Raw genomic sequence first — 12119 nt, forward strand, 5'->3', positions numbered from 1 at the left:
GAGTGAAATGATGAAGAAAGAAGGATCTCAACATGTGGATTGCGGCAGCCTTTGTTACTATGGTTTGCTTCGGGACTAATAATACGATTTTCAAGTGGAGTACGCAGAGGAAAGTGTCGAAAGTACATATTCAGTTCTACTTCTACTTTGTCGCATTCCTTTTAACATTCGGATTTGCAATAGTAGCAGGAACGGTTCACCTCAATCTAATCACCATTTTGCTCGGAGCTTTTATTGGCATATTAAATGCAAACGGTAATATCCAAATGTCAATGGCCTTTGAAAAGGGACCAGCTAGCTTGACATCGCCATTAGTGGGAACAAATACAATATTTCCTATCCTTTGTGCCGGCGTTGTTTTCCATGAACATATCTCACTGATTCAGTGGGTTGGAATCTTAATTATGCTTGGCTCAGCCATGGCCATTCAGTATTCATCTGATAATAAAGGAAGAATCAATTATTATCCTTGGATGATGCGTGTGGGTCTTGCAATATTTTCATTTGGTTTATTAGGGATCTTAATGAAAACTTCATCCTATTTACAAATTAATTCATTAGATATCCTTATTGCCATGTATGGCGGGGGGAGTATCTATTTAGCCATTTGCAGTATGTATAAAAAGGAAAAGTGGCAGCGGTCAGAGGCCAATGTTGGTTCCATTGTTGGGTTAATTAGCATTTTGGGATATAGCAGCTATTTCTATGCCCTTAAGACTGGAACAGCAAGTATCGTGTTTCCAATTGTTAGTTTGAATTGTCTTGTCGTTGTTCTGGCGGGGGTTCTTCTTTATAAAGAAAAACTAAAAAGATATCAACTGATTGGTGTCCTTACTGCTCTGCTTGGAATTATTTTCACGAAGATTTAAAGCGCAAAGAAGTGCAGAATGTTTCAATTTGATTGAAATACTCTGCACTTTTATTTTACTTGTATTTATTTTATTCCCAGCTCGTTATTTCACCAACCCTAGCATTTTTAACCCATTATAAATCCCGGAATCAGTGACTTCGGTAGTTTTATGCTTTGCGTATTGAAATAGGTCGGAATGACCGTTTCCCATCGCAAAGCTCTCGCCAACCTGTTGAAGCATTTCCTTATCATTCATTCCATCTCCAAAGGCAATGGAGCTTTCTTTGTTGATGCCAAGCCTCTTCAAAACTACTTGAATTCCATAGCCTTTATTCACACTATCTCTAATAACATCATAGCAATGACGCATTCCCTCTACATTGATTTGGGATAAATGGATACCATCTTCCTTATTGTAAAGGGCAGGGTCTTCTTTTTTTAAATTAACAAGCGTCATCCCTAAAACAGTGTGTTTAATTGAAGGAGAATATGCTTCATTTTTATGTAAGTGGAACTTTTGCATGAATTCAGTAATGATCTCAGACGTTAAATTGGTAAAGACGTTCTTACTATTCGTATATAGTACCACTTCATGTTTGTTATCCTTTGCAATTTCCAAGAAACTCTGAACAGTTGAGCTTTTCATCGGTTCCTGGAATAAATCTTCACCTTTATATATGGCATAGGCACCGTTATAACCTATGAATGAGTGAATATTCAATTCTTTTGCAAGTTCCTTTAATTCATGAAGCGGCCTGCCTGTTGCTAAGAAAACCTCGATGCCCCTTGCCTGTACCTGTGAAATGGCCTCTTTTGTGGAATCCTCAATCGTATCATCGGGCCTCACTAAGGTCCCATCAATATCTAAAAATAAAACTTTGTAATTGGTCATGAATGATGCTCCTTCTCCGCAAATATTACTTTTAGTCTACCACGATTTGGAAAGCAAAGTCACATCAAAGAGAACCGATTAAATTTACTGAAAGGTAAAAAAAGTAAATACGCCCATTGACAAACCGACCATCGGTACAGCTGCAGACATGCAGTTTTTTTTTAATTGAATCGATATTTGGAGGAATAATAGAGTGTGCAATATACAAAAACTCAAAAAGTGAGGAATCTTATGAAAAAGATTTTAATACTATTCTTATTTTTTCACATTTTAGGACATCCAAAAAGCGCTAATGCGCAGCAAAAGATTCCTATTTTAATTTATCATTCCATTGATAAATTTAATGGTATTGGTTCCAAAGAGTTATTTGTAACTCCGGAGAATTTCGAGAAACAAATGATCTATTTAAGAGACCATGGGTATACTTTATTAACCTTTGATCGTTGGCAGGAAAGTAATTCTGTAAAGAAGCCGATTTTTATCACATTTGATGATGGTTACAAAAACAATCTTAGTGTCTATTCGATTTTTCAAAAGCTCGCAACAGGAAATTTTCGTCCAGCCGGTACCTTTTTTGTGATATCTGATTTCATAGGAAGAGCAAACCGCCTATCTAAATCAGATCTAAAAATGCTAGCAGATTCAGGATTCATCTCGATTCAGTCTCATACAGCTACACATCCTGATTTAACCAAATCGGAAAATCTAAATTATGAGCTAAAAGAATCAAAAGAAAAAATTCAGCAAATAACCGGGAAACCAGTGATTGCTCTCGCTTATCCCTATGGAAATACCAATGAACATGTGGTGGGAGAAACGAAAAAGTATTATCGGTATGGTCTGACGACAACGCCAGGTCCATTCTCGATGACAGGCTTAAAAAACGAACTCTACTATTTACCTCGAATTTATATCAAATATTCAATGACACTTGATGAGTTTGAAAAAGCGTTGAGGTAGACGAATTAGAAAATGAAAAGACAATGTAAACTGCCCGAAACTTCTATGTAATCAAACAACGTTATAATAGTGTAAATATAATCGAGACTCTATTAGGGCGGGTGTTTTTATGGAAGAAACAATGGCAAAATCTTACTTACAAAAATCACTAGATGAGTGGAAGGATGATATATCACTAGTTTTAACAGAAATTGCAAATGAATATGATGAAGTAGCACAGGAACTAAAAGTTTATTCCTATAAATATGGAATAACAAAGCAAGTGATTCAATCGACGGTAAACGAAGAAATTATCGAAAAAATTCGTGACTTGTACCATAAACCATTTGAAGAAAGCTATAACCAACTGAAAGAATACATAAAGGATCTCGAGGAAAAAAGGCGTGTTTTCCAGATGTTTATCCAAAAGATTGATGAAGTCACAAGAAAAGAATCGGCGAAAATTACTACTTATTAGGAAGTAATCTCATCCCCCTATAACTAAAAAGCAGCCTGATCAATTGATTGGGTTGCTTTTTATTTGACAATTGTTAAAGAACCAGTGCTTAAGTGTCCTGCATATATTAATAACAGATATAAATTGTGAGGTGTGAAACCAATGATCACCGCTAGTATTGGCAGTAAAACCTACCGAATCCCGGATAACCTTGAAGAATATTTTCAACCGTTTCGCTCACAAGTGATTGGGATGAACCAAGAATTTGCTTCCCCCTATGGAAGAAAGACAATAATCTATGCGGACTGGACAGCAAGCGGGCGCCTTTATCGACCCATCGAACAGAAGATTTCTGAGGTATTTGGTCCTTTTATGGCAAATACTCATACTGAATCGAATATAACCAGTTTGATGATGACTGGAATCTATAATCAATCCAGAAAAATTATTAAGGACCATGTCAATGCTGACGAGCATGATGCTTTGATTCTGGATGGGTTTGGAATGACCTCTGTCATGAATAAGTTTCAGCGGATGATTGGAATCAGGGTCCATGAACAGTGGAAAGGTCGTCTGCAGCTTTCCGAAATTGAGCGCCCGGTTATTTTTTTAACACATATGGAACATCATTCTAACCAAACATCCTGGCTCGAGACTCTGGGGGAAGTAGTTGTATTAAGTCCTGATGAAAATGGCGGCGTCGACATTAACCAGCTTGAACAACTGCTTCATCGTTATAAAAACAGACGCATGAAGATTGGCTCATTTACTGCATGCTCCAATGTAACAGGGATTCAAACCCCATATCATCAATTAGCGAAAATCATGCACCAGCATGGCGGTATCTGTTTAGTGGATTTTGCGGCTGCAGCTCCATATGTAACCATCAACATGCACCCTGAGGATCCCTTGGAAAAACTTGATGCCATCTTTTTCTCCCCTCATAAGTTTTTAGGGGGACCGGGAACTAGCGGTGTCATGGTTTTTGATCGTAGATTATATGCCAATCATGTACCCGACCATCCAGGGGGCGGGACTGTGACCTGGACGAATCCATGGGGCGAGCACCAATATCATCTGAACATCGAACTGCGTGAAGATGGTGGGACACCAGGAATATTACAAGCCATTCGAACAGCTCTTTGTTTGAATTTGAAAGACCAAATGGGTGCGGAAAATATCTTAAAAAGAGAGAAGGAACAGTTAGGTATTTTGTTACCTGGCTTAGTAGAGATTCCAGGTCTTCATTTATTAGATGGTCATAAAACAGATCGTTTGGGTATCGTCTCTTTTTATATTGAGAATATCCATTATAATCTTATCGTCCGCTTGCTTAATGACCGGTTTGGGATTCAGGTTAGAGGGGGATGTTCCTGTGCAGGTACCTATGGACACTATCTTCTCCATATTAATAAACAATCCTCTATGGAAATTTCCGAAAAAATTAATCAGGGAGATCTTTCGAAGAAACCGGGGTGGGTGCGTTTCTCGTTGCATCCGATTATGACTAACGAAGAAATCCTGTTGTTTGTAAATGCCATAAGAGATATCGCCTTTAATATAAATGAATGGAAAATTGATTATCGATATGATAAAGCAAGTAATGATTACTTTTTCGTGAACCACGTAAGAGAGGATATGGCTCCACTATTTCGGTTTGAATAAACGGTTGATGCAACAAAGGAAGGTAGCTATCTGTACCTTTTTAAATAAAGCAACCACAAACTAGTATAGGCATAAGATATCAGATGAAAGGTGGGATCGCATGATTCATATTGTTAAACGTGGTGAAACGCTGAATATAATTTCTGCTAATTATCGCGTAAGCCTTCAACATCTTTATGCAGCAAATCCCGGGGTCGGGCATTTACAAGTCGGCCAAAGAATCCAGATTCCTGGTTTACCAGAGCCCAATACCATTCCTTATTCCATTCAAATATCTGTTGGAAAACGAAAACTTACATTATATAACAATGGCAGGCTAGTGAAAATTTTTCCGATTGCTGTGGGAAAGATGCTGACCAATACACCGACGGGGGATTTCGTGATTGTCAATCGACAGTATCATCCTGGGGGGCCATTCGGAGTATTGTGGCTTTCCTTATCAAAACAGGGCTATGGGATTCACGGCACCAACGATCCTAGTTCGATAGGAAAAGCGGTCTCCCATGGTTGTGTAAGAATGTATAATCGGGATGTTCTTCAACTGGCTGATATGGTTCCCAATGGAACGAGAGTTACTATCCGTCCCTAAAAAGTCCCACCTTCTAAAGGTAGAAGGTGGGACTCATTTTACTTATTTATAGATTACAATTGAACCAACCGATTTGTCTTTGGATTGCCCATTTACACGAACTTTAAGTCCGAAGTTACCGATATTCCGACGGAAAATAATAATTTAATATTTACAAAAAAATATATAAAAGTGATAGAATTTAAATTGTGAACAGCATAAAGGGGGACTAATCATTTGAAAAAAGTTTATATCATCCATGAAAATAACGACTGGACCATTCATCTAACTAAACGTTTAGACGAACTAGAAGTGCCCTATGAAGAATGGCATCTGGACAACGGACGTCTTGATCTATCAAAAGAACCTCCAGAAGGAGTTTTTTATAACCGGATGAGTGCCTCCTCACATACGAGAGGGCACCGTTTTGCACCAGAATTTGCTGGACAAGTACTTGCTTGGCTTGAAACCCATGGTCGAAGGGTATTCAATGGTTCACGGGCGCTTCAGCTGGAAGTTAGTAAAGTTATCCAATACTTAGAATTAAATAAATTTGGGATTCAAACACCTCGGACCATTGCAGCTGTCGGGAAGGGCCAAATCCTTGAGGCAGCAGCGGAATTTATCGATAAACCCTTTATTACAAAACACAACCGGGCCGGGAAAGGGCTAGGGGTGCAGCTTTTTCAATCGTTAAATGGATTAAAAAACTATGTAGACGGGCCAGCATTTGAGGAACCGGTGGATGGGGTTACCCTAATTCAAGATTACATACAAGCACCGGAGAGTTTTATAACTCGCTGCGAATTTATCGGTGGGAAATTCGTGTATGCAGTCAAAGTAGATACAACGGAAGGATTTCAATTATGTCCGGCTGATGCCTGCCAGATTGGTGATTTATTCTGTCCAGTGGGTGAAGAGAAGGAATCGAAACCAAAGTTTGAAATCATTGATGGTTTTTCAGACCCGATAATTAAAAAGTATGAACAGGTACTCACAGCAAACCACATTCAAGTGGCTGGAATCGAATTTATTCGTGATACAGCAGGTGATATTTATACCTATGATATCAATACGAATACGAATTATAATTCTGAGGCAGAAGAAATAGCTGGAAAATTTGGTATGTTAGAGCTTGCTAAGTATTTGAAAGTGGAACTTGACCGATTGATTGGGTAATAAAAACAACATAAAAAGCCAGTCGCTACAATTGGACTGGCTTTTTGCTGTTGTTATGTTAATGTGCTTTGCCTTAATTATTCTGCTTTAGCTGCTTGAATTTGTAAGCTGATTTTCACTTTGTCAGCTACAAGGACACCGCCAGTTTCGAGGGCTGCATTCCATACTAGACCATATTGGGAACGACTTATTGTGCCTTCTGCGCTGAAGCCAACTTTTTCATTACCCCATGGATCTTTTCCTTGGCCTTCAAATGTAACTGCGAAAGTTTCTGGTTTAGTTACGCTGCGAAGTGTTAAATCACCAGTTACATTATATTCTCCATCATCTGTTTTTTCGATAGCAGTTGCTTTAAAAGTCATGGCTGGGTGATTTTCAACATCAAAGAAATCTGCTGAAACCAAGTGTGCATCGCGATCTTGATTACGAGTGTCTACACTTGCCGTATCAATTGAAAATTCAATGCTTGCAGTTGTTAAATCGGTTGGATCTGCTTCAATTGTGGCATTAAACTTGTTGAAAGTACCTTTTACATTTGCAATCATCATGTGACGTACGGAAAAATCTACACTGCTGTGTGATGCATCTAAAGCCCATTTAGTATTTGTCATTTTAATTTTCCTCCAATATGCTTGTTTTTAATTTGTTTATCTTGAAACTGAAATAACTTAATTCGAGATAAATTATATGTTGTTGACCAACTAATTGTCAATTAGATTATATAAATTTTTTTTGAATTTTCACGAATACTATCTCTAGAGGACTAAATGAATTTAGATGAAAAAAAAAACGCCCATAAGGCGTTTGTTAATTACATGCAAAAAACTCCTTGATAATGTAGAAGGAGCATGATAAAATGACTATTGGCATAAATATTTAAAGATGATTAACTGATAAAATACCTATTATAACATTATCACAAAATGATTCGATTGTCAACAAATGACCAAAACTTTATCTGGAGAGTGGTTGGATGAGCGATTTACAGAGCAAAGACTGGCAAATGGAACAAAGAAGAGTGACCACGGTTGTAAATGAAATCGATAAAAAAATAAATAAGTTAAAGATAAATGCCGGGAAAGTAGGCTCTGATGTTCTCGAAATTAGAAAAGATTTTTGGGAAGACGTAACGGTCAATATGGATGAACCAGATGATATGATAGAAACGGCAGCAAGTATCAAACAACAGGCCGAGTTGCTCTCTGAACGGGAGAGGACCCATAAACATTTAGATAAACATCTCAAAACCTTATCAAGGTTAAAGTATTCCCCTTACTTCGGGCGGATAGATTTTTTAGAAAAAGGTGAAGAATCTGGCGATCAAGTATACCTAGGAATTGCATCGTTAATGGATGAGCATGATGAAAACTTCTTGATTTATGACTGGCGTGCACCTATATCAAGCATTTATTATGACTACTCTCCTGGACCTGCCCAATATAAAACCCCTGAAGGAACGATTGAAGGGGAAATGAACTTAAAACGTCAATTTATTATTAGAGCTTCAGAAATTAAAGGAATGTTTGATACCGGCGTAACTATTGGCGATGAAATGCTGCAGGAGGTACTTGGAAATAATGCGAGTACTCAAATGAAGAGTATTGTTGCCACCATTCAACGAGAACAAAATGAAATTATTCGTAATGAACGCGCGAAAATACTGATCGTCCAAGGGGTAGCTGGAAGTGGTAAAACATCAGCTGCGCTGCAACGTGTTGCCTACTTGCTCTATCGTTATCGCGGAACATTAAATTCGGAAAACATTATGCTATTTTCGCCGAACCCGTTGTTTAATAGCTATGTAGCAACAGTATTACCTGAGTTGGGTGAAGAAAATATGCAGCAATCCACTTTCCAGGAATATTTAAATTCCCGATTAGGAAGAGAATTTCATATTGAAGATCCCTTTACGCAAATGGAATATTTGTTAAGTGGGGATGATCAAGAAAAGGAATATCATATAAGAGTTGAAGGAATTCGTTTTAAAGCAAGCCTTGATTTTAAAAGTATCATTGATCGATATACACAAGGTTTAGTGAAAAAAGGACTAATTTTTAGGGATTTATCATTTAGGGGAGATGTATTAATTTCTAAAAAGGAAATTCATGACTATTTTTATTCACTGGAAGAAGGCATTAGCATCCCAAACCGGATGCAGCTTGTTAAGGAATGGCTTTTAAGAGATTTAAAGCGAAAGGTTAGACAAGAACGGTCGAGAAGTTGGGTGGAGGAAGAAGTCCAATATCTTGATAAAGAGGATTTTATGGAGGTATTTAAAAAGCTGCAGGAAAAAAATCAGTTTTCTGAAAATACCTTTGATGATTTTGAACAGGAGCAGAAACTCCTTGCAGAAATGATCGTGAAAGAAAAATTCAAACCATTATTTGTAAGAGTAAAAAGTTTGCGGTTTATTGATACACCTAAGATTTATCGTCAGCTTTTTAAATATGCTGAATATATGGATGAACGCTTGCCTATAGATTGGGAACAAATTAGCAATCAGACAGTTGGAAAACTTAAGGAGATGGAAATTCCTTATGAAGATGCCACACCATATGTGTATCTCCAGGATTTGATTGAAGGTCGGAAGAACAAGTCTGCCATTCGTCATATTTTTATTGATGAAGCGCAGGATTACTCTCCATTACAGTTTGCTTTCATCCAAAAGTTATTTCCATTTAGCAAAATGACATTACTTGGTGATTTTAATCAAGCGATATTTTCTGGTGCCACTGGTGCGGAAACCGTATTATCAGACCTAAATATCTCAGGAGAGACAATCGAATCGTTTGTCCTTACCAAAACCTATCGATCAACAAAAGAGATTGTAAACTTTACCAGTTCGTTGATTGAGGGTGGGGAAAATATTGTCCCCTTTAACCGTCCAGGCAGAAAGCCATTAGTAACCATTGTTAGACCTAATGAAATAATTGAACAAGTAATTAAGAAAATTAAAGATTTTCAAAATGAAGGCCATCGAACCATAGCCATAATCTGCAGGACAGCAGATGAAAGCAAAAGGGCTTTTGAAGCACTCAAAACGGATATTCCGCTTCATCTAATTGAGAAGGGGACAATTTCCTATGAAAAAGGTATTCTCGTCATCCCATCCTATCTTGCTAAAGGAATTGAATTCGATGCGGTTGTTTTGTATGATTGTTCTCAATATAAAAAAGAAAGTGAACGGAAATTATTTTATACTGTCTGCACAAGGGCGATGCATGAACTACACATGATTTCGACAGCCGGGATAAGTCCGCTAATGGAGGTTGCACCTAAAGATACTTACTCACTAGATAGTAAAAATTAATCTCCAATATCAATCTATGCACCATCCATTCGCACGAAATGGATAACCTTTATCGAAAATCAAAAACCAGCAGAATCGACTTCTGCTGGTTTTTGATATGTTATTTTTTCCATTGTTTTTGAACTTGTTCCAAGGCAAGTTGGAATATTTCGTCCTCGGATGTTTCCCGATTGGCAATGACGTTCGTTAAATAGCTTTTTCCTTCGAAAGTTACTGTTACTTCTACTTGTACCATAATAAAATCTCCTTTTTAATTTAAATTGTAGGTTGAAAAGTGTAATCAAAAAATTACACAACGATTAAGTGTAGTAGGTTAATTAAATAATTATGACGATAATTGTTCGACAAAGGTTACTAAAATATACAGGTTTGATATAATTGTTTTAGAAAAAACAATAGGGAGGCAAACATTCTCCATGTATTTTGAAGTGGTAAAAAAAGAAACGTTGTATATTGCACTCGAAATGATAAACTCAAATCCAGAATATAATATTTTTGAAAATGGCAAAGAGGAGAGAACACTAGCTGACATGGAAGAAGAATTCTTAAATCCGAATTCAATCAGCGCATTTATAAAGCTTGATGACACCTATATTGGATTAATTGATTACTTATTAGAGAATCCAAAGGACCATTACCCTTGGCTTGGTCTATTACTGCTACATGGTGATTATCAAGGTTATGGTTTCGGTGCACAGGCATTTGCAATATACGAAAGTGAGATGCTCAAACGAGGTGAGAAGAGTATTAGGATTGGTGTGTTAAAAGAGAATGTAAAGGCTAAACGCTTCTGGGAATCGTTAGGATTCATCTATTATAATACTGCAACAACCCAAAAAGGTAGTGGTATTTTTTGTTATCAAAAACAAATTGGATAAAGGTTCCAAAATCCATCCATTAGATTTCTTGATACATAAATTGCTCGGCGAACAGCTGGACTTGATCTTTATCGATTTTATTTTTTTTCAGCAACGATTCTGCAATCATTACATTAGCTTGAATAGATACATTTCTTTTTAAATCGCGAATGGACACATCGCCATTCAATAATTGAATCGCTTTTTCCCTAATGCCTTGATTCTTAGATGACTTGTATAAAAGGTAGGCAATACATGTAATCTTGTCCACATCAAACACTCCTCTTACATCAAGTATTAACGATATTTTATTATTTCGACGATTAGCTATGTTTTTCCTGCTAATATTCTGAAAATTTTAAAAAACTTTAGAGAAATTGACGCAAGGAATTGAGATTTATAGATTATTATGTTCTGCCATTCAGAAAATTCAAATAAATTATAAAAAAGAATCTTCGCGGGGGCGGTAAGGAATGTTTGATTACGAAGAAGAAACACAAGCAGAATTTGAGGTGATTGGTACTAGTACAGAAGAAGGTTATTCTATTACCGATGTCAAATTTGAAAGCCCTTTCAGTGGACAAGTGTCTGCTTTTCTGTTAACTCCAGATAATGGAGGGCCGTTTCCTGCTGTAATTTTTATGCACCCAAGTCAAGGAAATAGAAAGACATTTCTTCGCGAAGCTCAAATGCTTGTAAAAAAGGGCTATATTTCACTCTTAATCGAAACACCGTACTTTGAAGGGGATGGGGGGCAGGTGTTTGAAGAAAGGAAAGAGTTCATAAAAAGTGTTGAATTCTTAGCGGATATCCAAAAATATATTCAAACAGTAATGGATATAAGGAGGGGAATTACTCTACTTTGTAAGCTGTCGATCGTGGATGAAGCACGGATTGCATTTATTGGACATGGTTTTGGAGCGGCCATGGGCGGCGTCATAGCAGGAATTGATTCGCGAATTAATACTTTTGTCTTGATATCCGGATATGGGCAAACTTCGGAATGGCAATTGACAAGTGAACATCCAATGGCAGCAATCATTCGTAGTTTTTTACCAACTGAACGATTTGAATATTATGTTTCAAGCCTAAGAAAATTAGATGCAATTAACTTTGTAAAAAATGCCGCACCGGCATCGATACTCTTCCAATTCGCCACTAATGACGAGTTTATTGAACGAGACCATTCTGTTACTTTTTATGCTGCTGCAAGTTCTCCCAAAAAAATCATATGGTATGATACCGATCACCTTTTTACCAATTGTAAATCAGCTATACTGGATCGCCAAAAATGGCTTTCTGAGCATTTTTGGTTACAAGATGACATTTTATCAAAAGAATCGACAAAAAACTAAAATAAATCGTTTCCAAACGGTAATATTTGTTGAATATTGCTTACTTG

Annotated in this window: 13 protein-coding genes; 9 read left to right on the top strand and 4 right to left on the bottom strand. The window is 37.1% G+C overall.

Going from position 1 to position 12119, the window contains the following annotated elements; genetic code table 11:
- Positions 1-32: 32 nt before the first annotated feature.
- Positions 33-869, top strand: a complete 837-nt coding sequence (locus RCG22_RS25020) for a DMT family transporter (protein ID WP_098261996.1) — start codon at positions 33-35, stop codon at positions 867-869.
- Between the two features lie 84 nt (positions 870-953).
- Here RCG22_RS25020 and RCG22_RS25025 read toward each other — a convergent pair whose 3' ends face one another.
- Positions 954-1742 (bottom strand): HAD family hydrolase, encoded by a 789-nt coding sequence (locus RCG22_RS25025; protein WP_308105119.1) that lies wholly within the window; start codon positions 1740-1742, stop codon positions 954-956.
- 231 nt (positions 1743-1973) lie between these two features.
- On the opposite strand from RCG22_RS25025, the gene RCG22_RS25030 reads away from it, so the two are divergent.
- The 5 genes from RCG22_RS25030 to RCG22_RS25050 all read left to right on the top strand — a co-directional run bounded on the left by RCG22_RS25030 (position 1974) and on the right by RCG22_RS25050 (position 6550).
- Entirely contained in the window at positions 1974-2702 is a 729-nt protein-coding gene (locus RCG22_RS25030; protein WP_308105120.1) for a polysaccharide deacetylase family protein, read from the top strand.
- A gap of 109 nt (positions 2703-2811) precedes the next feature.
- A complete protein-coding gene (locus tag RCG22_RS25035; RefSeq protein ID WP_066256469.1) occupies positions 2812-3159 on the top strand; it encodes a hypothetical protein in 348 nt (115 codons plus the stop codon).
- Between the two features lie 141 nt (positions 3160-3300).
- Positions 3301-4803 (top strand): aminotransferase class V-fold PLP-dependent enzyme, encoded by a 1503-nt coding sequence (locus tag RCG22_RS25040; RefSeq protein ID WP_308105121.1) that lies wholly within the window; start codon positions 3301-3303, stop codon positions 4801-4803.
- 100 nt (positions 4804-4903) lie between these two features.
- Complete coding sequence (locus tag RCG22_RS25045; protein ID WP_308105122.1) at positions 4904-5392, top strand: L,D-transpeptidase family protein; 489 nt, start codon at positions 4904-4906, stop codon at positions 5390-5392.
- A gap of 216 nt (positions 5393-5608) precedes the next feature.
- Complete coding sequence (locus RCG22_RS25050; protein ID WP_308105123.1) at positions 5609-6550, top strand: ATP-grasp domain-containing protein; 942 nt, start codon at positions 5609-5611, stop codon at positions 6548-6550.
- Between the two features lie 77 nt (positions 6551-6627).
- Here RCG22_RS25050 and RCG22_RS25055 read toward each other — a convergent pair whose 3' ends face one another.
- Positions 6628-7161, bottom strand: a complete 534-nt coding sequence (locus RCG22_RS25055) for a YceI family protein (RefSeq protein ID WP_308105124.1) — start codon at positions 7159-7161, stop codon at positions 6628-6630.
- Positions 7162-7523: 362 nt separating this feature from the next.
- Here RCG22_RS25055 and helD point away from each other — a divergent pair, with 362 nt between their 5' ends.
- Positions 7524-9860, top strand: a complete 2337-nt coding sequence (helD, locus tag RCG22_RS25060; protein WP_308105125.1) for an RNA polymerase recycling motor HelD — start codon at positions 7524-7526, stop codon at positions 9858-9860.
- Positions 9861-9960: 100 nt separating this feature from the next.
- On the opposite strand, the gene RCG22_RS25065 is transcribed toward helD, so the two are convergent.
- Positions 9961-10095, bottom strand: coding sequence for a BA3454 family stress response protein (locus RCG22_RS25065; protein WP_066256449.1), 135 nt, complete (start codon positions 10093-10095; stop codon positions 9961-9963).
- A gap of 181 nt (positions 10096-10276) precedes the next feature.
- Here RCG22_RS25065 and RCG22_RS25070 point away from each other — a divergent pair, with 181 nt between their 5' ends.
- Positions 10277-10738, top strand: coding sequence for a GNAT family N-acetyltransferase (locus RCG22_RS25070; protein WP_098261988.1), 462 nt, complete (start codon positions 10277-10279; stop codon positions 10736-10738).
- A gap of 19 nt (positions 10739-10757) precedes the next feature.
- Here RCG22_RS25070 and RCG22_RS25075 read toward each other — a convergent pair whose 3' ends face one another.
- A complete protein-coding gene (locus RCG22_RS25075; RefSeq protein ID WP_066256444.1) occupies positions 10758-10988 on the bottom strand; it encodes a hypothetical protein in 231 nt (76 codons plus the stop codon).
- A 202-nt stretch (positions 10989-11190) separates the two neighbouring features.
- Between RCG22_RS25075 and RCG22_RS25080 the strand changes: the two genes are divergently transcribed.
- Entirely contained in the window at positions 11191-12072 is an 882-nt protein-coding gene (locus RCG22_RS25080) for an alpha/beta hydrolase (RefSeq protein ID WP_308105126.1), read from the top strand.
- Positions 12073-12119 lie beyond the last annotated feature (47 nt).

The sequence above is a fragment of the Neobacillus nitrireducens genome, from assembly GCF_030915405.1.
Lineage (GTDB): Bacteria > Bacillota > Bacilli > Bacillales > Cytobacillaceae > Neobacillus.

Bases quoted from the DNA above. Each gene is read 5' to 3' on its own strand.
- RCG22_RS25020 (WP_098261996.1), top strand. From the start codon at position 33: ATGTGGATTGCGGCAGCCTTTGTTACTATGGTTTGCTTCGGGACTAAT.
- RCG22_RS25025 (WP_308105119.1), bottom strand. From the start codon at position 1,742: ATGACCAATTACAAAGTTTTATTTTTAGATATTGATGGGACCTTAGTG.
- RCG22_RS25030 (WP_308105120.1), top strand. From the start codon at position 1,974: ATGAAAAAGATTTTAATACTATTCTTATTTTTTCACATTTTAGGACAT.
- RCG22_RS25035 (WP_066256469.1), top strand. From the start codon at position 2,812: ATGGAAGAAACAATGGCAAAATCTTACTTACAAAAATCACTAGATGAG.
- RCG22_RS25040 (WP_308105121.1), top strand. From the start codon at position 3,301: ATGATCACCGCTAGTATTGGCAGTAAAACCTACCGAATCCCGGATAAC.
- RCG22_RS25045 (WP_308105122.1), top strand. From the start codon at position 4,904: ATGATTCATATTGTTAAACGTGGTGAAACGCTGAATATAATTTCTGCT.
- RCG22_RS25055 (WP_308105124.1), bottom strand. From the start codon at position 7,161: ATGACAAATACTAAATGGGCTTTAGATGCATCACACAGCAGTGTAGAT.
- helD (WP_308105125.1), top strand. From the start codon at position 7,524: ATGAGCGATTTACAGAGCAAAGACTGGCAAATGGAACAAAGAAGAGTG.
- RCG22_RS25065 (WP_066256449.1), bottom strand. From the start codon at position 10,095: ATGGTACAAGTAGAAGTAACAGTAACTTTCGAAGGAAAAAGCTATTTA.
- RCG22_RS25070 (WP_098261988.1), top strand. From the start codon at position 10,277: ATGTATTTTGAAGTGGTAAAAAAAGAAACGTTGTATATTGCACTCGAA.
- RCG22_RS25080 (WP_308105126.1), top strand. From the start codon at position 11,191: ATGTTTGATTACGAAGAAGAAACACAAGCAGAATTTGAGGTGATTGGT.